At 72.1% G+C, this 20,799-nt stretch carries 18 protein-coding genes; 3 read left to right on the top strand and 15 right to left on the bottom strand.

What is annotated here, in order from left to right; all coding sequences use genetic code 11:
• Positions 1-2: 2 nt before the first annotated feature.
• The 3 genes from rpsD to ppk2 form a co-directional block, all read right to left on the bottom strand.
• Positions 3-617: a 30S ribosomal protein S4 gene (gene rpsD, locus ACFUK0_RS15895; RefSeq protein WP_266318921.1), complete on the bottom strand. Its 615-nt coding sequence runs from the start codon at positions 615-617 to the stop codon at positions 3-5.
• A 311-nt stretch (positions 618-928) separates the two neighbouring features.
• A complete protein-coding gene (locus tag ACFUK0_RS15890) occupies positions 929-2,317 on the bottom strand; it encodes a replication-associated recombination protein A (RefSeq protein ID WP_380250373.1) in 1,389 nt (462 codons plus the stop codon).
• Between the two features lie 31 nt (positions 2,318-2,348).
• Complete coding sequence (ppk2, locus tag ACFUK0_RS15885; RefSeq protein ID WP_380250444.1) at positions 2,349-3,212, bottom strand: polyphosphate kinase 2; 864 nt, start codon at positions 3,210-3,212, stop codon at positions 2,349-2,351.
• Positions 3,213-3,496: 284 nt separating this feature from the next.
• Between ppk2 and ACFUK0_RS15880 the strand changes: the two genes are divergently transcribed.
• Complete coding sequence (locus ACFUK0_RS15880) at positions 3,497-4,417, top strand: LysR family transcriptional regulator (RefSeq protein WP_380250371.1); 921 nt, start codon at positions 3,497-3,499, stop codon at positions 4,415-4,417.
• Between the two features lie 24 nt (positions 4,418-4,441).
• Here the strand turns inward: ACFUK0_RS15880 and ACFUK0_RS15875 are convergent, their stop codons facing one another.
• The 4 genes from ACFUK0_RS15875 to ACFUK0_RS15860 form a co-directional block, all read right to left on the bottom strand.
• Complete coding sequence (locus tag ACFUK0_RS15875) at positions 4,442-4,948, bottom strand: GNAT family N-acetyltransferase (protein WP_380250369.1); 507 nt, start codon at positions 4,946-4,948, stop codon at positions 4,442-4,444.
• Between the two features lie 100 nt (positions 4,949-5,048).
• Positions 5,049-6,845, bottom strand: coding sequence for an aspartate--tRNA ligase (gene aspS, locus ACFUK0_RS15870; RefSeq protein ID WP_380250367.1), 1,797 nt, complete (start codon positions 6,843-6,845; stop codon positions 5,049-5,051).
• Positions 6,842-8,104 (bottom strand): histidine--tRNA ligase, encoded by a 1,263-nt coding sequence (gene hisS / locus ACFUK0_RS15865; RefSeq protein ID WP_380250365.1) that lies wholly within the window; start codon positions 8,102-8,104, stop codon positions 6,842-6,844. The genes aspS and hisS overlap by 4 nt, the downstream gene beginning before the upstream one ends.
• 11 nt (positions 8,105-8,115) lie before the next feature.
• Positions 8,116-8,823, bottom strand: coding sequence for an MBL fold metallo-hydrolase (locus ACFUK0_RS15860; RefSeq protein WP_380250363.1), 708 nt, complete (start codon positions 8,821-8,823; stop codon positions 8,116-8,118).
• 225 nt (positions 8,824-9,048) lie between these two features.
• Here ACFUK0_RS15860 and ACFUK0_RS15855 point away from each other — a divergent pair, with 225 nt between their 5' ends.
• Together ACFUK0_RS15855 and ACFUK0_RS15850 are read left to right on the top strand one after the other, a co-directional pair.
• A complete protein-coding gene (locus ACFUK0_RS15855) occupies positions 9,049-9,873 on the top strand; it encodes a peptidylprolyl isomerase (protein WP_380250361.1) in 825 nt (274 codons plus the stop codon).
• A 236-nt stretch (positions 9,874-10,109) separates the two neighbouring features.
• Positions 10,110-11,339: a DUF349 domain-containing protein gene (locus tag ACFUK0_RS15850; RefSeq protein ID WP_380250360.1), complete on the top strand. Its 1,230-nt coding sequence runs from the start codon at positions 10,110-10,112 to the stop codon at positions 11,337-11,339.
• A gap of 66 nt (positions 11,340-11,405) precedes the next feature.
• Here ACFUK0_RS15850 and ACFUK0_RS15845 read toward each other — a convergent pair whose 3' ends face one another.
• From ACFUK0_RS15845 to ruvC, 8 genes are all read right to left on the bottom strand, one after another.
• The gene (locus ACFUK0_RS15845) at positions 11,406-13,901 is read right to left on the bottom strand and encodes a RelA/SpoT family protein (protein ID WP_380250358.1); all 2,496 of its coding nucleotides are present in this window, start codon (positions 13,899-13,901) and stop codon (positions 11,406-11,408) included.
• Between the two features lie 119 nt (positions 13,902-14,020).
• The gene (locus ACFUK0_RS15840; protein ID WP_380250356.1) at positions 14,021-14,572 is read right to left on the bottom strand and encodes an adenine phosphoribosyltransferase; all 552 of its coding nucleotides are present in this window, start codon (positions 14,570-14,572) and stop codon (positions 14,021-14,023) included.
• Positions 14,573-14,597: 25 nt separating this feature from the next.
• Positions 14,598-15,707, bottom strand: a complete 1,110-nt coding sequence (gene secF, locus ACFUK0_RS15835) for a protein translocase subunit SecF (protein WP_380250354.1) — start codon at positions 15,705-15,707, stop codon at positions 14,598-14,600.
• Positions 15,708-15,711: 4 nt separating this feature from the next.
• Positions 15,712-17,514, bottom strand: coding sequence for a protein translocase subunit SecD (secD, locus tag ACFUK0_RS15830; RefSeq protein ID WP_380250352.1), 1,803 nt, complete (start codon positions 17,512-17,514; stop codon positions 15,712-15,714).
• Between the two features lie 151 nt (positions 17,515-17,665).
• Complete coding sequence (gene yajC / locus ACFUK0_RS15825; protein WP_380250350.1) at positions 17,666-18,079, bottom strand: preprotein translocase subunit YajC; 414 nt, start codon at positions 18,077-18,079, stop codon at positions 17,666-17,668.
• Between the two features lie 167 nt (positions 18,080-18,246).
• Positions 18,247-19,344 carry a Holliday junction branch migration DNA helicase RuvB gene (gene ruvB / locus ACFUK0_RS15820; RefSeq protein ID WP_380250442.1) on the bottom strand — a complete coding sequence of 366 codons (1,098 nt, stop codon included), beginning with the start codon at positions 19,342-19,344 and terminating at the stop codon, positions 18,247-18,249.
• A gap of 49 nt (positions 19,345-19,393) precedes the next feature.
• Positions 19,394-20,005: a Holliday junction branch migration protein RuvA gene (gene ruvA, locus ACFUK0_RS15815; protein WP_380250348.1), complete on the bottom strand. Its 612-nt coding sequence runs from the start codon at positions 20,003-20,005 to the stop codon at positions 19,394-19,396.
• The gene (gene ruvC, locus ACFUK0_RS15810) at positions 20,002-20,625 is read right to left on the bottom strand and encodes a crossover junction endodeoxyribonuclease RuvC (RefSeq protein ID WP_380250346.1); all 624 of its coding nucleotides are present in this window, start codon (positions 20,623-20,625) and stop codon (positions 20,002-20,004) included. The genes ruvA and ruvC overlap by 4 nt, the downstream gene beginning before the upstream one ends.
• Positions 20,626-20,799 lie beyond the last annotated feature (174 nt).

Below are 20,799 nucleotides of genomic sequence, written 5' to 3'. Positions count from 1 at the left end.
GGTCAGCGCGAGTAGTACTCGACGACCAGCTGCTCGTCGCAGATCACGGGGACCTCACGACGCTGCGGGGCACGGTCCAGGCGGAACGCCAGGGCCTTCAGGTTGACCTCGAGGTACTTCGGGGTCTGGCCCTCGCCCGCGTAGCCACCCTCACGGGCGACCTGGAACGGGACCTTCTCCTTGCTACGGTCGCGAACAGTCACGACGTAGCCCGGCTTCAGCTGGTACGACGGCTTGTTGACCTTGCCGCCGTTGACCTCGATGTGGCCGTGGACGACCATCTGACGGGCCTGGTAGATGGTGCGGGCGATACCCGAACGCATCACCAGCGAGTCGAGGCGCACCTCCAGGTCGGCGACGAGCGCCTCACCGGTCTTGCCCTCGGCCTTCTTCGCGCGGTCGAACGCGCGGGCCATCTGCTTCTCGCTCAGGTCGTACTGGGCGCGCAGACGCTGCTTCTCGAGCAGACGGACCTTGTAGTCCGAGTTCTGCTTGCGGCCACGGCCGTGCTGGCCGGGCGGGTACGGGCGGGCCTCGAAGTACTTGACGGACTTCGGGGTCAGCGGAATGCCCAGGGCACGGGCAATCTTGATCTTGGGGCGCTTCTGGTTCGCCATGAACCAAACCTTCCTTGCTTTCGACTACGGCTTCACCAGGTGTTGACGGAGGTCGCTCCTCGCGACCCGGAGAAAAACCACCCCGGGGGATGATCAGCCGCTCTCCGGAGCCGGGCACGGAAGTGCTTGCACACGAGTGGCCCACCGACCGCTGAGGTGGTGGGCTGCCCGCGACACCGAAACGGTGCGCGACGCTCCTGGAGGCTCCCTGAGGAGCCTCGGGCCGGTGCCCCGCTGGTGTGGCCGGTCAGATCAGGGAGACCCTGCTGCCGTCCCGGGGACATGGCACTCCGAGCGAGTATACCCGTGGATCACCCGCCCTTGTGCCCACCGCCCTGCCCGCCACCCTCCGGGGCGCCCCGCAGGCGGCCCCTGGTCCACTCGACGACGTCCGCGTAGCGGGCCTCGCCGCCGTGCCGGGTCGGCCGGTAGTAGTCCCGGCCGTGCACGGTGTCCGGCGCGTACTGCTGGGCGGCGATCGCGCCCGGCAGGTCGTGCGGGTACTGGTACCCCTGGCCGTGGCCGAGCTTGCCGGCGCCGCCGTAGTGCGCGTCCCGCAGGTGCGGCGGCACGGCGCCGGCCAGGCCCTGGCGGACGTCGGCCAGGGCCGCGTCGATGGCCAGGTACGCCGCGTTGGACTTCGGCGCCAGGGCGAGCGCGATGGCGGCCTGGGACAGGATGATCCGCGCCTCCGGGAAGCCGATCAGCGCCACCGCCTGGGCGGCCGCCACGGCCGTCTGCAGGGCCGTCGGGTCGGCGAGGCCGATGTCCTCGCTGGCGGAGATCATCAGCCGCCGGGCGATGAAGCGCGGGTCCTCCCCCGCCTCGATCATCCGGGCCAGGTAGTGCAGGGTCGCGTCGACGTCACTGCCCCGGATCGACTTGATCAGCGCGCTCGCGACGTCGTAGTGCTGGTCGCCGTCCTTGTCGTAGCGGACGGCGGCCTGGTTCACCGCCGTCTCGGTGGTCGCCAGGGTGATCTCGCCCTCGCCCTTCTCCAGCGCCGCCCCGGCCGCCGCCTCCAGCGTGGTCAGCGCCCGCCGGGCGTCGCCGCCGGCCAGCCGGACGAGGTGGTCCTCGGCCTCCGCGGTCAGCGCGACCGCGCCGCCGAGCCCCCGCTCGTCGGCCACCGCGCGGTGCAGCAGGGCGCGGACGTCCTCGTCGGTGAGCGACTCCAGGGTGAGCAGCAGCGAGCGGGAGAGCAGCGGGGAGATCACCGAGAAGTACGGGTTCTCGGTGGTGGCGGCGATCAGGGTGACCCAGCGGTTCTCGACGGCCGGGAGCAGCGAGTCCTGCTGGGCCTTGGAGAAGCGGTGGATCTCGTCCAGGAAGAGCACCGTCTCCCGGCCGCTCATGCCGACCGCCCGGCGGGCGCCCTCGATGACGGCGCGGACCTCCTTGACGCCCGCGGTGATCGCGGACAGCTCCACGAAGCGGCCCTCGACGGCCTGGCTGATCACGTGCGCCAGGGTGGTCTTGCCGGTGCCGGGCGGCCCCCAGAGGATCACCGAGCTGGTCGCGGCCGGCCCGTGCGAGCCGGTGACCAGGCGGCGCAGCGGTGAGCCGTCCTTGAGCAACTGGCGCTGGCCGGCCACCTCGTCCAGGGTGCGCGGACGCATCCGTACGGCGAGCGGGGCCCGCCCCGGCTCCTTGGCCTGGCGTTCCTCGGCGGCTGCGGTGAAGAGGTCCGGTTCGTCCACACCGGCAGCCTATGCGAGGCGGCGGACACTCCTACGCCCGCTTGCCGCCGGGGCCGCCCTCCAGCGCCGCCGCGTGGTCGGGCACGTACTTCTGCAGGTCGCGCGGGGGCCGCTGGTAGCCCCGGGAGGGCGGGCGGGGCGGCAGCTCGACCCGGGGCAGTGCCACCTCGCGGTACGGGACGGTGGACAGCAGGTGGGCGACCATGTTGATCCGGGCCCGGCGCTTGTCCTCGCTCTCGACCACGTTCCAGGGGGATTCCGGGGTGTCGGTGTAGACGAACATCTCGTCCTTGGCGCGCGAGTAGTCCTCCCAGCGGGTGATCGACTCGGTGTCCATCGGGGAGAGCTTCCAGCGCCGCATCGGGTCCTCCAGCCGGGCCCGGAAGCGGCGCTCCTGCTCGGTGTCGCTGACCGAGAACCAGTACTTGCGCAGCAGGATGCCGGACTCGATCAGCATCCGTTCGAAGGTGGGGCACTGGTGCAGGAACCGCCAGTACTCCTCCTGGGTGCAGAAGCCCATGACCTTCTCCACGCCGGCCCGGTTGTACCAGCTGCGGTCGAAGAGCACGATCTCGCCGGCGGCCGGCAGGTGCTCGACGTAACGCTGGAAGTACCACTGCGTGCGCTGGCGCTCGGTCGGGGTGGGGAGGGCCGCGACCCGGGCGATGCGGGGGTTCAGGTACTCCGTCACCCTCTTGATGGCCCCGCCCTTGCCGGCCGCGTCCCGCCCCTCGAACACGACCACCAGCCGGGCGCCCTCGGTGCGGACCCACTCCTGGAGCTTCACCAGCTCGTTCTGCAGGCGCAGGAGTTCGCGCTCGTACGGCTCCTTCGCGAGACGCGGCTGCTTGGCCCTGCCCTTGCCGCCGCCTTCGCCCCTGCCCTTGGCTGCCACCCGGTGTCCTCCGTCCGGCTCGTACTGATGAGCACTCACGCTAGGACGGATCGCGGGCGGGCGCAGGTCGTGGCCCGGCGGGGGCCTGGCGCCGGCAGCCGCTCCCCACCGGCCGCCAACGCCGGCCCACCCCCTGGTGTACGCGGTGCACACTCCCCCTGCACCCCGCGCGACCGTGCCGGCGGCCCCTGATCCCCCGGCGCCGCCGACCCCCCTCTCCGGCTGGTCAACCTTGGACCAGACCTGCCTGACGGGTCCAATTCCCGGTTCCATAACCTGACGGTATGGATATCGACACCCGGCTGCTGCGCTCGTTCGCGGCCGTCTGCGAAGAGGGGCAGCTCACCGCCGCGGCCGACCGGCTGCGGGTGTCCCAGCCCGCCCTGACCAAGCAGATCCGGCTGTTGGAGGAGCGCCTGGGCGTGGACCTGTTCCGGCGCTCGCGCAGCGGCATGACGCCGACCCCGGCCGGCAACGCGCTGGCCGCCCACGCGGCCGAGCTGCTGGTCTCCTGGGAGGGCGCGGTCCGCGCCACCCGGGACGCGGCGGCCCAGGGCGCGGCCAGCCTGCGGGTGGGCTTCGAGGGCGGCACGATCAACCTGGTCGGGCGGCGCACCGTGACGGACTTCACCCGGCGGATGCCCGGCTGGCAGATCGAGATCCGGCAGAACAGCTGGTTCGACCCGGCGGCCGGCCTCACCGCCGGCGAGATCGACCTCGCCCTGTGGCACGCACCGCACTGGATGGCGGAGCGGTACGACGTGAGCCTGCTCGGCACGGACGAGCGCTGCGTCGCGCTGTCGGTGGGGCACCGCCTCGCGGGCCGCCCGGTGATCGACTTCACGGAACTGCTGGACGAGCCGTTCGTGGCGATGCCGGCCGAGGCCGGTCACTGGCGGGACTACTGGCTCGCGACGGCGGAGCGCCAGGGCAGCCCGGTACGGATCGGCGCGGTCGCGCACAACGCGGACGAGTGGATGGCCGCGGTGGCCTGCGGCCAGGGCATCGGCATCTCGCCGCAGACCATCAGCCGGCTGAGCACCCGGCCCGGTGTGGTGTTCCGCACCGTCCGGGGGCTCAGCCCGAGCCAGGTCGGGCTGTACTGGCCGCGCGAGCGGCCGTGCACCCCGGCGATGACGGCGTTCGTCCGCAGCTGCCGGGCGACCGTCGAGTTCGGCCCCCGGGGCGCGCTGGGCCCGGTCTGACCGACAGGGCCTCGCGCTCCTCGCTCAGAGCCCGTCGAACGGGGCCGGGTAGCGGCAGTGCCCGCGCGGCGCACCGGCGTACCCGGGCAGCGCGAGCGTCTGGAAGTACGCGGCCGGCACCTCGAACGGGCCGGTCACCTCGTGCTCGGCGGCCGGCTCGAAGCCGAACCTGCCGTAGTAGTCCGGGTCGCCGAGGACGACGACCAGCCGCTCCCCCGCCTCCTCGGCCGCCGACAGCGCGGCCCGGACGACCAGTTCGCCGACGCCCTTGCGCTGCCACTCGGGGGCCACCGCGACCGGCGCGAGCGCGAGGCCCTGCCCGTCGCCGATCCGAAGCCGGGTCAGCAGCGCGTGTCCGACCACGAGTCCGGCGCCGGTGACGGCCACCACGGACAGTCCGGGGAGCCAGGCCGGGTCCCGGCGCAGCGCGTCCACCAGATCGGCCTCGTCGGGGCCGGGAAAGGCCGCCATGTGCACCCGCCGGGTGGCCGGGGCGTCCTCGGGGGTCTCAACTCTCGTACGCAGGGCCATCCCTGCTCCTTCGCTGTCGCACGCCATTGTGGACCGGCCCCGGCCCGGACGCGTCGCCGCGTGTCCGTGCCGGGGCCGTGAAGGTATATCAGACCGAACGTCAGGCCTGCTGCTCGGTCTCGCCCTTGGGCTTGGCCTCCTCGCGGACCTTGGGCTGTGCGTCCACGCCCGCCTCGCGGCGCTGCGCCACGGTGATCGGCGTGGGGGCGCCGGTCAGCGGGTCACCGCCGGTGGACGTCTTCGGGAACGCGATGACGTCCCGGATCGTGTCGTACCCGCCGAGCAGCGTGACGATGCGGTCCAGGCCGAAGGCGACCCCGCCGTGCGGCGGCGGGCCGTAGTTGAAGGCGTCCAGCAGGAAGCCGAACTGCGAGGCGGCCTCCTCCTCGCTGAGGCCGATCGCGTCGAACGCCCGCTTCTGCACGTCGCGCTGGTGGATACGGATCGAACCGCCGCCCAGCTCCGAGCCGTTGAGCACCAGGTCGTACGCGTTGGAGAGCGCCGCGCCCGGGTCGGTGTCGAAGGTCGCCAGCGACTCGGCGGTCGGGGCGGTGAAGGGGTGGTGGACGGCGTGCCAGCCCTGGAACTCGCCCTTGTCGTCCTCGATCGGCTCGAACATCGGGAAGTCGACGACCCAGAGGAAGGCCCACTGCGACTCGTCGATCAGCTCGCAGCGGCGGCCGATCTCCAGCCGGGCGGCGCCCAGCAGCTCCTGGGACGGGGTCTTCCTGCCGGCCGCGAAGAAGATCGCGTCGCCGTTCTTCGCACCGGCGGCGGCGGCGAGGCCGGCCAGGTGCTCCGCGTTCAGGTTCTTGGCGACCGGGCCGCGCAGCTCGCCGGTCTCGGCGTCGATGACGACGTAGGCGAGGCCGCGGGCGCCGCGCGCCTTGGCCCAGTCCTGCCAGGCGTCGAGCTGCTTGCGGGGCTGCGAGGCGCCGCCGGGCATGACGACCGCGCCGACGTACGGGGCCTGGAAGACCCGGAACTCGGTGCCCTTGAAGTACTCGGTGAGGTCGGTGAGTTCCTGGCCGAAGCGGACGTCCGGCTTGTCGGAGCCGTAGCGGTTCATGGCGTCCGCGTAGGTGATCCGGGGCAGCGGGTTCGGCAGCTCGTAGCCGTGCACGTCACGCCAGACGGCGCCGACGACCTGCTCGCCGAGGGCCAGGATGTCCTCCTGGTCGACGAACGAGGCCTCGATGTCCAGCTGGGTGAACTCCGGCTGCCGGTCGGCGCGGAAGTCCTCGTCGCGGAAGCAGCGGGCGATCTGGTAGTACCGCTCCATGCCGGCCACCATCAGCAGCTGCTTGAACAGCTGCGGCGACTGCGGCAGGGCGTACCAGTGGCCCGGCTGCAGGCGGACCGGGACGAGGAAGTCGCGGGCGCCCTCGGGGGTGGAGCGGGTGAGGTACGGCGTCTCGATGTCGAGGTAGTCGTTGTCCTCCATCACCCGGCGGATGATGTTGTTCACCCTGGAGCGCAGCCGCAGCGCGCGGGCCGGGCCCTCGCGGCGCAGGTCGAGGTAGCGGTACCGCAGGCGGACCTCCTCGTTGACCGTGCCCGGCTCGTACTCGGCGACCGGGAAGGGCAGCGGGGCGGCCTCGGAGAGCACCTCGATGGCGCTGACCACGACCTCGACGGCGCCGGTGGGGATCTCGGCGTTCTCGTTGCCCTCGGGGCGGACCCGGACGTCGCCGGTGACCTTGACGCAGTACTCGGCACGCAGGCCGTGCACGGAGTCGAGATCGCGGACCACGATCTGCACGGTGCCGGAGGCGTCGCGCAGGTCGATGAAGGCGACGCCGCCGTGGTCGCGGCGGCGGGCGACCCAGCCGGCCAGGGTGATGGTGGTGCCGGCGTGCTCCGCGCGGAGCGTGCCCGCGTCGTGCGTGCGGATCACTGCTGCTTCTCCTTCAGGGTGGTGACGAGTGCGTCCAGGGCGACGGGGTTCTGCTCGCCGGTGGTCATGTCCTTGAGCTGGACGACGCCCTCGGCGAGGTCGCGGTCGCCCGCGACCAGGGCCCAGCGGGCACCCGAGCGGTCGGCGGACTTCATGGCGTTCTTGATGCCCTTGACGCCGAACGCCAGGTCGGTGGCGACGCCGGCCCGGCGCAGCTCGGTCACCTTGGCGAACAGGACGTTCTTGGCCTCCTCGCCGAGCGCGACGGCGTAGACGGAGGTGGTGGCGGGCAGGTCGAGGGCGATGCCCTCGGCCTCCAGCGCCAGGTAGGTGCGGTCCACGCCGAGGCCCCAGCCGACGGACGGCAGCGCGGGGCCGCCGAGCATCTCGGAGAGGCCGTCGTAGCGGCCGCCGCCGCCGATCGCGGACTGCGCGCCGAGGCCGTTGTGCACGAACTCGAAGGTGGTGCGGGTGTAGTAGTCGAGGCCGCGGACCAGCTTGGGGTCGTCGGTGAAGGCCACGCCGGCGGCGGTGAGCAGCTCGCGCACCTGCTCGTCGTAGGCCTTGCAGTCCTCGCAGAGGTAGTCGCGCAGCTTGGGCGCGTCGGCCAGCTGGAGCTGCACGCTCTCGCGCTTGTCGTCCAGGACGCGCAGCGGGTTGATCCCGGCGCGGCGGCGGGTGTCCTCGTCGAGGTCCAGGCCGGCCAGGAACTCGACCAGGGCGGCGCGGTACACCGGGCGGCACTGCTTGTCGCCGAGGCTGTTGATCAGCAGCGTGTACTCGCGCAGGCCCAGCGAGCGGAAGGCGTCGTCGGCGAGGATGATCACCTCGGCGTCCAGCGCCGGGTCCTCGGTGCCGATCGCCTCGGCGCCGACCTGCGCGAACTGGCGGTAGCGGCCCTTCTGGGCCCGCTCGTAGCGGTAGAAGGAGCCGGAGTACCAGAGCTTGACCGGCAGGTTGCCGAGCTTGTGCAGGTTGGCCTGGAGGGTGGCCCGGACGACCGAGGCGGTGCCCTCGGGGCGCAGTGCGAGCTCGTCGCCGCCCTTGGTGGTGAGGGTGTACATCTCCTTGGAGACGATGTCGGTGGACTCGCCGACGCCGCGCGAGAAGAGCTTGACGTCCTCGAAGACGGGCGTCTCGATGTAGCCGTAGCCGGCCCGGCGCAGCGGCGCGGAGAGGCGCTCGCGGATCGCCAGGTAGGTCGCGGAGCTCGGCGGGAGCAGGTCGTAGGTGCCCTTGGGGGCGGTGAAGGTGCTCAACTTCTCTTCCGTCACATTCCTCGTCGCGGGAAGCCGGGCGCGCCCTGCGCACCGGCCGCCTGCTGGAGGTAGGGGTTGGTGGCGCGCTCGCGGCCGATGGTGGTCTGGGTGCCGTGGCCGGAGAGCACCACGGTGGCGTCGTCGAGGGGCAGGCAGACCCGGGCCAGCGACTGCATGATCGCTTCGCTGTCGCCGCCCGGGAGGTCCGTGCGCCCGATGGAGCCGGCGAAGAGCAGGTCGCCCGAGAACAGCACCGGAGGGAGCTCCGCCGCTGCCGGCGTCCTGAAGGTCACCGACCCCCTGGTATGGCCGGGCGCGTGGTCGACGGTGAGCTGGAGACCGGCCAGGCCGAGCACGCTGCCGTCCTTGAGCTCGTGCACCTCGTCGGGCTCGCCGACGGTGATGGAGCCCATCAGCTGCTGTCCGAGCGAGCGGCCGAGTGCGCGCTCCGGGTCCGCCAGCATGTAGCGGTCCTCGGGGTGGATCCAGGCCGGGACGCCGCGCGCGCCGCAGATCGGCATCACGGAGGCCACGTGGTCGATGTGCCCGTGGGTGAGGACGACCGCGACCGGCTTGAGCCGGTGCTCGCGGATGAGGTCCTCGACGCCCTGGGTCGCTTCGTGGCCCGGGTCGACGATGACGCACTCCTCGCCGGGGGCGGGAGCGACCAGGTAGCAGTTGGTGCCCCAGGCGCCCGCGGGGAATCCGGCGATGAACACGCGAGTCCTCTGTGGTCGGTCGTCGATCGGGTGGCGGTTGCGGACGAGTCCTGATGCAGCCTACCGGCGCCGCGGCACCGGTTGCGAACCAGATAGCGGCGTCGGCGCCCCGCTTCACCCCGCTCTTACGTGCGGGGTCCTTACACTTGGCCGCCAATGGGTGCGATGATCCGCAGGCAGCATCCCCCAACGTCCAGCGCATCGCATATGTAGGAGACACGGCCGGTGGTCACCAGCGAACAGCGGCGGCGGCAGCTCGCCCGCGAGAAGTACGAGCGTCAGGCCGAGCGCCGGGCAGAGGCCCAGCAGCGCTCCCGGCGCCGCAACACCATCCTCGGCGCCGCGCTCGCGGTCGTCGTGCTCGCGGGCGGCGGTGCCCTGATCGGCGGCGTTTTCGACTCGGGCGACAAGAAGGACACCGGCGCGCAGGCCGCGCCGACGGCGGCCGACCCGACCGCGGCGGCGACGACCCCGGCGGTCCGCAAGGCCGTGGACGGCTGCACGACGCCGGCCGACGGCAAGCCGAACGGCAAGCAGTGGCAGGCCGAGCCGGCCCTGACGGTCGACGCCAAGGCCGCGTACACCGCGACCCTGGACACCAACTGCGGCAAGGTGACGATCGCGTTGGACGCCGCCAAGGCGCCGCACACCGTCAACTCCTTCGCCTTCCTGTCCGGCGAGCAGTACTTCGACCACGTGAAGTGCCACCGGCTCACCACCGACGGCATCTTCGTGCTCCAGTGCGGCGACCCGACCGGCACCGGTTCGGGCGGCCCCGGCTACAAGTTCGCGGACGAGAACCTGACCGGGGCGACGTACCCGGCGGGCACCGTGGCGATGGCGAACGCCGGCGCGGGCACCAACGGCAGCCAGTTCTTCCTGGTCTACAAGGACACCCAGCTCGGCCCGAACTACACCCCGTTCGGGAAGATCACCGGTGGCCTGGACGTCCTGGAGAAGATCGCCGCCGGCGGCACCCTGGACGGCGGCGCGGACGGCGCGCCGATGGCCGACGTCACGCTGAACTCGGTGGTCACCGCGAAGGGTTGATCCACCACGTCGCCGGCCGGCGCCCGGTCCGAATTCACCCGGGCGGGGATGCGGACAGCACCTGCCCCGGTCGCCTATGTTGGCGTTGTGTAGGGTGCCCAGACCCGTCGGCCGTCATCCTCGGCATCAGCAGTACGACGGGCGGGACGGCGGACTCATCGGTCCGCCGCAATCAACTGTGGACGACGGACGCGTGCCGCCCCGGCGCGGGCGCGACGTCATGTGGAGGACGCGCTATGAGCAGCGACCCGTGGGGCCGTGTCGACGAGCAGGGAACCGTCTATGTGAGGACGGCGGACGGCGAACGCGTCGTCGGTTCCTGGCAGGCCGGCTCCCCCGAGGAGGCCCTCGCCTACTTCGAGCGCAAGTACCAGGGCATCGCCGTGGAGATCGGCCTGCTGGAGAAGCGGGTACGGACCACCGACCTGGCCGCCAAGGACGCCCAGGCGGCCCTGGAGCACCTGCGGGCGCAGGTCGTCGAGGCGCACGCGGTCGGCGACCTGGACGCGCTGGCCAAGCGCCTGGACGCGCTGGGCGCCGACATCGAGTCCCGCCGCGAGGAGCGCAAGGTCGCCCGCGCCAAGGCGCAGGACGAGACCCGGACGGCCAAGGACAAGCTGGTCGCCGAGGCCGAGCAGCTCGCCGAGTCCACCCAGTGGCGGGAGGCCGGCGACCGGCTGCGCGCCCTGGTGGACACCTGGAAGGCGCTGCCGCGCCTCGACCGCAAGAGCGACGACGAGCTGTGGCACCGCTTCTCGCACGCCCGCTCGGTCTTCTCCAAGCACCGCAAGGCGCACTTCGCGACCCTGGACGCCGAGCGCGACCAGGCCCGCGCGGCCAAGGAGAAGCTGGTCGCCGAGGCCGAGGCGCTGTCGGGTTCCACCGAGTGGGGCGACACCGCCGCCGCCTACCGGGACCTGATGACCCGCTGGAAGTCCGCGGGGCGCGCCCAGCGTGACATCGAGGACGAGCTGTGGGCGCGGTTCCGCGGCGCGCAGGACGTCTTCTTCCAGGCCCGCTCCGCCGTGTTCAGCGAGCGCGACGCCGAGCAGGTCGAGAACCAGAAGCTCAAGGAGGTGCTGGCGGCCGAGGCCGAGGCCATCCTGCCGATCGGCGACCTCAGGGCGGCCAAGGCGGCGCTGCGCGACATCAGCGAGCGCTGGGAGGCGATCGGCCACGTGCCGCGTGACGCCCGGCCGAAGCTGGACGGGCGGCTCGGCACGGTCGAGCGGGCGATCCGCGAGGCCGAGGAGGCCGAGTGGCAGCGCTCCAACCCGGAGGCCCGCGCGCGGGCGGCCGGCATGGCCGGTCTGCTGCAGGGCAAGGCCGACAAGCTGAACGCGGACCTGGAGAAGGCCCGCGCGGCCGGCAACGCCTCCCGGGTGGCCAAGCTGGAGGGCGAGCTGGCGGGTCTGCAGACCCTGCTGGAGCAGGCCCGGAAGAGCCTGGAGGAGTTCAGCGGCTGATCCTCTGCCGCTGACGGCCTGAAGGGCCCCACCGCCGCGGCGGTGGGGCCCTTCACGCGCGTGCCGCTACTTGTTGCGGGCCGAGGTCACCCGGTAGACGTCGTAGACGCCCTCGACGCCGCGGACGGCCTTGAGCACGTGCCCCAGGTGCTTGGGGTCGCCCATCTCGAACGTGAAGCGGCTCATCGCCACCCGGTCACGGGAGGTCTGCACCGCCGCCGACAGGATGTTGACGTGCTGGTCGGACAGCACCCTGGTGACGTCCGAGAGCAGCCGGGAGCGGTCCAGCGCCTCGACCTGGATGGCCACCAGGAAGACCGAGGACTGGGTGGCCGCCCACTCGACCTCGATCATCCGCTCGGGCTGCTGGTTCAGCGACTCCACGTTGACGCAGTCCGCGCGGTGCACGGAGACGCCGTTGCCACGGGTCACGAAGCCGACGATCGGGTCGCCGGGCACCGGGGTGCAGCAGCGCGAGAGCTTGACCCAGAGGTCCTCGACGCCCTTGACGATGATGCCCGGGTCACCCTTGGCCCGGCGGCGCGCGGTGCGGCCGCCGTCGTGCGTCGGGGTCGCCGTCTCGGCGAGGTCCTCGGTGGCCCCCTCCTCGCCGCCGAGCGCCTGCACCAGCTTCTGGACGATGTTCTGGGCCGAGACGTGGCCCTCGCCGATCGCCGCGTACAACGAGGAGATGTCGGGGTAGCGCATCTCGTGCGCCAGCGTGACCAGCGAGTCCCCGGTGAGGATCCGCTGGATCGGCAGCCCCTGCTTGCGCATCGCGCGGGCGATGGAGTCCTTGCCCTGTTCGATGGCCTCCTCGCGGCGCTCCTTGGAGAACCACGCCTTGATCTTGTTCCGGGCCCGCGGGGACTTGACGAAGCCCAGCCAGTCCCGGGACGGTCCGGCGTTCTCCGCCTTGGAGGTGAACACCTCGACGGTGTCACCGTTCTCCAGGGTGGATTCCAGCGGCACCAGGCGGCCGTTGACCCGGGCTCCTATGCAGCGGTACCCGACCTCGGTGTGCACCGCGAAGGCGAAGTCCACCGGGGTCGCGGCCGCCGGCAGTGCTATCACGTCGCCCTTGGGCGTGAAGACGAAGACCTCGTTGTTGGAGAGGTCGAAGCGCAGCGACTCCAGGAACTCGCTCGGGTCCTCGGTCTCCTTCTGCCAGTCCAGCAGCTGCCGCAGCCAGGCCATCTCGTTGACGGCCCCGGCCTTGTCGTCCTTGCGGACCTGCGAGGGCGTGTCGGTACGGACCTTGGACGCGCCGGCCACCGCGCGCTGCTTGTACTTCCAGTGCGCCGCGATGCCGTACTCGGCCCGGCGGTGCATGTCGAAGGTGCGGATCTGCAGCTCGACCGGCTTGCCGCCGGGGCCGATCACCGTGGTGTGCAGCGACTGGTACATGTTGAACTTGGGCATCGCGATGTAGTCCTTGAACCGCCCCGGCACCGGGTTCCACCGCGCGTGGATGGTGCCCAGCGCCGCGTAGCAGTCGCGGACGGTGTCGACCAGGACCCGGATGCCCACCAGGTCGTAGATCTCGGCGAAGTCGCGGCCCCGCACGATCATCTTCTGGTAGACCGAGTAGTAGTGCTTCGGCCGGCCGGTGACGGAGGCGGTGATCCGCGCGCCGCGCAGGTCGCCCTGCACCTGGTCGATGACGGTGGCCAGGTACTCGTCCCGCTTGGGGGCGCGCTCGGCGACCAGGCGCACGATCTCGTCGTACATCTTGGGGTAGAGGATCGCGAAGGCGAGGTCCTCCAGCTCCCACTTGATGGTGTTCATGCCCAGGCGGTGCGCCAGCGGAGCGTAGATCTCCAGCGTCTCGCGGGCCTTCGCCTCCTGCTTCTCCCGCTTGAGGTAGCGCATGGTGCGCATGTTGTGCAGGCGGTCGGCGAGCTTGATCACCAGGACCCGCGGGTCCTTGGCCATCGCCACGACCATCTTGCGGACGGTCTCGGCCTGCGCGGCCTCGCCGAACTTCACCCGGTCGAGCTTGGTCACGCCGTCGACCAGCAGCGCCACCGAGTCGCCGAAGTCCTTGCGCAGGGTCTCCAGGCCGTAGTCGGTGTCCTCCACCGTGTCGTGCAGCAGGCCGGCCATCAGCGTCGCGGCGTCCATCCCCAGCTCGGCCAGGATGGTGGAGACGGCCAGCGGGTGGGTGATGTACGGGTCGCCGCTCTTGCGCTTCTGCCCGCGGTGCCACTTCTCGGCCACCGCGTACGCGCGCTCGATGTCGCGCAGCAGGGCCGGGTCGGCCTTCGGGTCGTTCGCCCTGATGCTCCGGAACAGCGGCTCCAGCACCGGGTTGAGCACGGTGCTGCGCTGCCCGCCGAGCCTGGCCAGCCGGGCCCGCATGCCGCTCGCGGACGTCGGGCGGTGCGCGGGCGCCACCGCCCGCGAGGAGGCCGGGGCCGGGCGCGCCGCAGTGGCCCCCGCAGGCTCGGGCTCGCTGCCGGGGGCGGCCGGTGCGGCCGTGGGCACAACCTCGTCGGGCAAGGACACTCCTCGTGGCGCGGGGCCTACCCCTCGCGCAAGCGACAGGGGATGAACCTTCATGGTACCGAGCCCGGCGGGCCGGCGTTCCGCCGCGTCCCCGGCCGCAGCCGCCGCGGACGCGCCGAGGGCGGTGGCCGCTGTCTGCGGCCACCGCCCTCACCTGCCTGTACGCGAGCCCGTCAGACCTCGACGAGCGTCTCCAGCGGAGCCCCGCCGAGGTGCGTCGACAGCCGCCCGCGGCCGTCCAGGAAGCTCAGCTCCATCAGGACGACCACTCCGGCCAGCACCGCACCGGCCCGCTGGACGAGGTCCAGCGAGGCCGCGATGGTGCCGCCGGTCGCCAGCACGTCGTCGACCACCAGCACCCGCTCACCCGGGGTGAAGGCGTCGCACTGCACCTCCAGCGTCGCCGACCCGTACTCCAGGTCGTACGACTGCGCGTGGACGTCACCGGGCAGCTTGCCCTGCTTGCGGATCGGCACGAAGCCGAGCCCGGCCGCGAAGGCCGCCGGGGCCGCCAGCACGAAGCCGCGCGCCTCCAGACCCACCACCTTGGTCGCCCCGAGCGCCTTCGCGCGGTCCGCCAGCGCCCGGGTGAGGACCGCGAAGGCCTCGGCGTCGGCGAGCAGCGGCGCGATGTCCTTGAACAGCACGCCGGGCTTCGGGTAGTCCGGTACGTCCCGGATCCTGCTCTTCAACAGGTCGGCCAGGTCGTCGGAGGGGGAGGTCACGAGAGGTCCTTACTGGTGGGAGGGGTCAGCGCTTGCCGGACGGACGGCCCTTGGCACGGGGCTTGCCCGGTGCCTGCGCACGCTGACCGACCATACCCGCAGGCAGGTCCTCGTCCGCGAACTCCTCGCCCGCCGGAGCCGCGGCGGCGGCCTCGGCCGCCGCCTTCGCCTCGGAGGCGCGGCGCTGGGCCACCCGCTTCGCGAGGGCCTTCATCTCGGGCTGCTCCTCCTTGAGCTGCGCGAGCAGCGGGGTGGCGACGCAGATCGAGGAGTAGGCACCGGCCGCGAGGCCGATGAACAGCGCGAGCGAGATGTCGTTCAGCGTGCCGGCGCCCAGCAGGCCGCCGCCGATGAACAGCAGCGCGGCAACCGGCAGCAGGGCGACCACGGTGGTGTTGATGGACCGCACCAGCGTCTGGTTGAGGCCCGCGTTGGCCGCCTCGCTGTAGGTGAGCTTGCTCTGCTTGGTGAGCCCCTTGGTGTTCTCCTTCACGGTGTCGAAGACGACGACCGTGTCGTAGAGCGAGTAACCGAGGATGGTCAGGAAGCCGATCACCGTACCGGGCGTGACCTCCAGGCCCACCAGCGCGTAGACGCCGATGGTGATCAGGAGGTCGTGGATGAGGGCGACCAGGGCGGCCACCGCCATCCGCCACTCGAAGGCGATGGCCATGTAGATGGTGACCAGCACCATGAAGATGACCAGGCCGAGCAGCGCCTTCTGGGAGATCTGCTCACCCCAGCTGGGGCCGATCACCTGGCTGTCGATGTCCTGCACGGGGACACCCAGCTCCTTGGCGAGGCCGGACCGGATGGTGTCCGGGCTCTGCTCCACCTCCGAGCTGATCTGGATCCGGACCTTGCCCTTGTCGGTCGACTGCACCAGGGCGGTCGAACCGTGCGTGACGTCGTTGATGGCGGTCTGCGCCTGGGCGACGGTCAGGCCGGACTTCTGGACGGTGTAGACCGAGCCGCCCTTGAACTCGATGCCCAGGTGCAGGCCCATGGCCAGGCCGATGGCCGCGACGAGCACGATGACGCCGGAGATGCTGTACCAGAGCTTGCGGCGCCCGACGAAGTCGAAGCTGACCTCGCCCTGGTAGAGCCGGTGGCCCAGATTGGAGAAGCGTGACATGACGTCAGGCCTCCTTCGTGGCGGCGGGAGAGGAGGTCCGGCGACGGGTGCCGCGGATCGGCGGGCGGGCGCCCAGGCGCTTCGGGTCCAGGCCGGACCACGGGTGGCCGTCCGAGAAGAACTTCTTCCGGGCGAGCAGCGTGATCATCGGCTTGGTGAACAGGAAGATCACCACGACGTCGAGCGCGGTGGTCAGGCCGAGGGTGAAGGCGAAGCCCTGCACCTTGCCGACCGAGACCAGGTAGAGGACCGCGGCGCAGAGGAACGACACGAAGTCCGACACCAGGATGGTGCGCCGGGCGCGCGGCCAGGCGCGCTGGACGGCCGGGCGCAGCGGCGCGCCGTCGCGGACCTCGTCGCGGATGCGCTCGAAGTACACGATGAAGGAGTCCGCGGTGATACCGATCGCGACGATCGCACCGCAGACGGCCGGGAGGTTCAGCGCGAAGCCGATCCCGGCGCCCAGCAGGCTCATGATCGAGTAGGTCAGCGCGGCCGAGACCAGCAGACCGGCGATCGAGACCAGGCCGAGGCCGCGGTAGTAGACCAGCGAGTAGAGGATCACCAGGATCATGCCGATCAGGCCGGCGATCAGGCCCGCCTTCAGCTGGTCCGAGCCGAGCGACGGCGAGACCGTGACGACGTCGCTCTTGTCGAAGCTGAGCGGCAGCGCGCCGAAGTTCAGCACGTTCGCCAGGTCCTGGGCCTCCTTCTGCGAGAAGGTGCCCGAGATGACGGCCGAACCGCCGGGGATCGTCTCCTTGACCTCCGGGTGGGAGACCACGCCGCCGTCCAGGACGACCGCGAACTGGTTGGCCGGCTGGGTCTGGGTGGCGAGCTGGGCGGTGGTGGTGGCGAACGCCTTCGCGCCGTTGTCGTTGAACTGCAGCTGGACCTGCCAGCCGCTGGCGGTCTGGGTGTCGATGGTGGCCTGGGCCTTGGAGATGTCCGAGCCGTTCACGCCGACCGGGCCGAGCGCGAGCTTGTTGTAGTAGCCCTGCTCCGGGTCGGTGGTGCAGGCGACCGTCGGCTTGGTGGTGTCGGGGCTCTGGTAGTCCTTGCGCTGCGCGCTGTCGGAGCAGTCCAGCGCGGCGAACTGCTCCGCGAGCTCCGGCGGGACGGTGCCCTGGGTGAGCGCTGCGGAGAGCTCCGCGGCGGACGGCGCGGTGGCGGCCGCACTGGGCGAGGCCGCCGGGTCGGTGGCCGCCGCCGAGGCGGAGGCGGTCGGCGAGGCGTCGGCCGTCAGGGCCTCACCGAGGGCGCGGCCGGCCTTGCTGGCGCTCGCACTCGCGGTGGCACCGGCAGTGGCGGAGGCGGCCGCGGTGGCGCTGGGCGACGCGGCCTTGGCGTCGGCGGCCGGGGTGGCGCTGCCGCTCGCGCTCGGGCTCGCGGTCGGCGCCGTGGCCTGCACGCCACTGGGAGCAATGGCCAGGACCGGGCGGAAGTAGAGCTTCGCAGTCGTACCGACCTGGTCGGCCGCAGACTCCTTGTCCCCGCCCTTGGGGATGTTGACGACAATGTTCTTGTCGCCCTCGGTCTGCACCTCGGCCTCGGAGACACCCATCGCGTTGACACGCTTCTGGATGATCGCGACAGCGATGTTCATATTGGACTTGTTGATCGCCTTGGGGTCGTCCGACTTGGCGGTCAGCGTGATGCTGGTGCCGCCGGCGAGGTCGATCCCGAGGCGGGGCTTGGTGTTGCCCGTCCCGAACATGAGGGCGACCAGTCCGACGGTGACCGCCAGGATGAGGGCCAGGGCCCGTCCCGGGTAACCGTCGCGCGGGCGCGACTTGGGTGTTGCCACCTTGCTCGTTTCTCCCTGTCCATGCCGCCGCCCGCCGGGCCCCCGTCCGGCATGGGGCGGGACGGGGGAAGACGTGGCGGAGCGACGGCCCTGAGGTCCTGTGGGCTCGCGGCACGGTGCCGCGGACGGGCGGGCTGGGCCCGGCCGTGTACTACTTGCTCGCGGGAGCCCCGCCCTCGGCGTCGTCCTTCTCCGAGACGTCCTTCGTGAGGGAGAGCGGCTGGTCGCCGTCCTCCGCCGCGTCGACCTCGTCGGCGGACTCGGCCGACTCGGCGAGTTCGTCCTCGTCGGGGCGGCCGTTGATGATCGCGTCGTACTCCTGCGGGTCCAGAACCGCAGCGATCGCGCCCTTGGTGAAGTGGGTGACCACGCCCGGGGCGATCTCGATCTCGACGGTCTCGGCGTTGACCGCCTTCACCTGGCCGTACAGGCCGCCGATCGTGCGCACTCCGGCTCCCGGCTCCAGCGACGTCTGCATGGACTGCTGCTGCTGCTGGCGCTTCTTCTGCGACCGGAACATCAGGACGATCGCAATAATCGGGAGGAGAAGGATGATGAGGTTCACTGCAGCCAGGGTCCTTTACGGGCCACCGCCGGGCGGCCTGTGGTGATGGTCGGCCCGTCAGGTGAGAGGGGCGGTCCGGCGGAGTCTAGGCGACCCGCACTGATCGGACAACGCCAAGCATCGCATCCTGCCGCCGAAAGTGGCGAGCCCCTGCCTGGACGGATTGCTCACGACTCTTCGGCCGCCGCCCCGCCGGCCGGGAACAGCTCCGACTGGGCGGGCACCCCGGTGCGCGCGGCCGCCGAGTGGGCGGGCGGGGTCAGCCCGAGGTGCTGCCAGGCGGCGGCGGTCGCGATCCGGCCACGGGGGGTGCGGGCCAGCAGGCCCTCGCGGACGAGGAACGGCTCGGCGACCTCCTCGACGGTCTCGGCCTCCTCCCCCACCGCGACGGCGAGTGTCGACAAACCGACCGGCCCGCCGCCGAACAGCCGCAGCAGGGCGTCCAGCACCGCGCGGTCGAGACGGTCCAGCCCGCGGGCGTCCACCTCGTAGACCTTCAGCGCCTGGGCGGCGATCTCCCGGTCGACCACCCCGTCGTGCCGCACCTGCGCGTAGTCCCGGACCCGGCGCAGCAGCCGGTTGGCGATCCGGGGCGTGCCCCGGGAGCGGCCGGCGATCTCGGCGGCGCCGGCCGGGTCGATCGCGACGTCCAGCAGGGCGGCCGAGCGGTGCACGACGCGCTCCAGCTCGGCGGGGGCGTAGAACTCCATGTGCCCGGTGAAGCCGAAGCGGTCGCGCAGCGGCGGGGGCAGCAGGCCGGCCCTGGTGGTCGCCCCGACCAGGGTGAACGGCGGCAGCTCCAGCGGGATGGCGGTGGCGCCGGGGCCCTTGCCGACGATCACGTCGACCCGGTAGTCCTCCATCGCCATGTAGAGCATCTCCTCGGCGGGCCGGGACATCCGGTGGATCTCGTCGAGGAAGAGCACCTCGCCCTCGGTGAGCGAGGAGAGGATCGCCGCGAGGTCTCCGGCGTGCTGGATGGCCGGCCCCGAGGTGATCCGGATCGGGGCGTTCAACTCGGCCGCGATGATCATGGACAGGGTGGTCTTGCCGAGCCCGGGCGGCCCGCTGAGCAGCACGTGGTCCGGCGCGGCGCCGCGCTTGCGGGCGGCCTGCAGCACCAGCGACAGCTGCTCGCGGACCCGCTCCTGCCCGATGAACTCGTCCAGCAACTTGGGGCGCAGCGCCGCCTCGACCGCCTGGTCCTCACCGTCGGCGCCGGCCCTGACCAGCCGGTCTGCCGGTTCGAAGTCGTACGGGCTCATCGGGGCGGGCTCCACTCGGGGGTAGTCGGCCATGCTCGGCGGGGGTGGTTCAGCGGGTGCGGTTGAGGGTGCGCAGGGCTGCCTTGAGCAGGGCGCCGATGTCCGGTACGGACTGCGCCTCGGCCTCGGGGGTGACGGCGCCCACCGCGTCCTCCGCCTCGCGCGGGGCGTAGCCGAGACCGACGAGCGCGGCGTGCAGCTGCTCGCTCCAGGGTGCCGGGCCGACGGCGAGCGGCTTCTGCGCGGGGACGCTGCCCTGCGGGGCGCCGAGCTTGTCCTTGTACTCCAGGAGCAGCTTCTGCGCTCCGCGCTTGCCGATGCCCGGCACGGCCATCAGCGCCTTCTCGTCGCCGCCCGCGACGGCGATGCGCAGCGCGTCCGGGCTGTGCACGCCGAGCATCGCCTGGGCGAGCCGGGGGCCGACGCCGCTGGCGCTCTGGAGGAGTTCGAAGGTGGCGCGCTCGTCCTCGTCGACAAAACCGTAAAGCGTCAGGGAGTCCTCGCGGACGACCAGTGAGGTGGAGAGCCGGGCCGGCTCGCCGAGGCGCAGCGCGGCGAGCGTGGCCGGGGTGCACTGGAGGGCGAGGCCGACACCGCCGACCTCGACGACCGCGGTGGAGGCGGTGAGGGCCGTGACCGGGCCCTGGACGAACGCGATCACCGGCGGTACTCCTGACGGGCGGCGGGACGGGCAGTGGGACGGGCGGTACCGGCGGCCTGGCGGGCGGCCGCCTGGGCGGCCACCGCCTCGGCCAGCGCGGCCTGCGCCCTGGTGGTGGTGGCGACGGCGGCGGCGATCCGCCCGGCGGCGGCGCCGCGCCAGATGTGGCAGATGGCGAGGGCGAGGGCGTCGGCGGCGTCGGCGGGCTTCGGCGGGGCGTCCAGCCGCAGCAGGCGGGTGACCATCGAGGTGACCTGGGCCTTGTCGGCCCGGCCCGAGCCGGTGACGGCCGCCTTGACCTCACTGGGGGTGTGCAGCGTGACGGGGATGCCGCGTCTGGTCGCGCAGAGCATCGCGACGGCGCTGGCCTGGGCGGTGCCCATCACGGTGCGGACGTTGTGCTGGGCGAAGACCCGCTCGACGGCGACCATGTCGGGCCGGTGTTCGTCCAGCCAGGCTTCCAGGCCCTGCTCGATGAGGAGCAGCCGGGGCCCGATCTCGGCGTCGGCCGGGGTGCGCACCACGCCGACGCCGGCCATCCGCAGCGGGCGGCCGGGCTCGCCGTCGACCACCCCCACGCCGCATCTGGTCAGCCCGGGGTCCACACCGAGTACCCGCACCCTGCACCTGCCTCTCGTCCGATCCCCGAAGGCTATCGGGCGGGTCCGACAAGCGGACCGACGACACCGGCCCGGGGGGGGGGGGGGCCGCCCGGGCGGGGGGGGTGGCGGGTGAAACGGCGGGGTGCGCGGGCCCCCCCCCCGCGCGGGATTTGAGGATTTGGGAAAAAGAAT

The sequence above is a fragment of the Kitasatospora sp. NPDC057223 genome (assembly GCF_042669755.1).
In the GTDB taxonomy this organism is placed as follows: Bacteria; Actinomycetota; Actinomycetes; order Streptomycetales; family Streptomycetaceae; genus Kitasatospora.
Note: the sequence above shows the minus strand (reverse complement) of the source record. Positions and strands in the feature narration are given on the sequence as shown.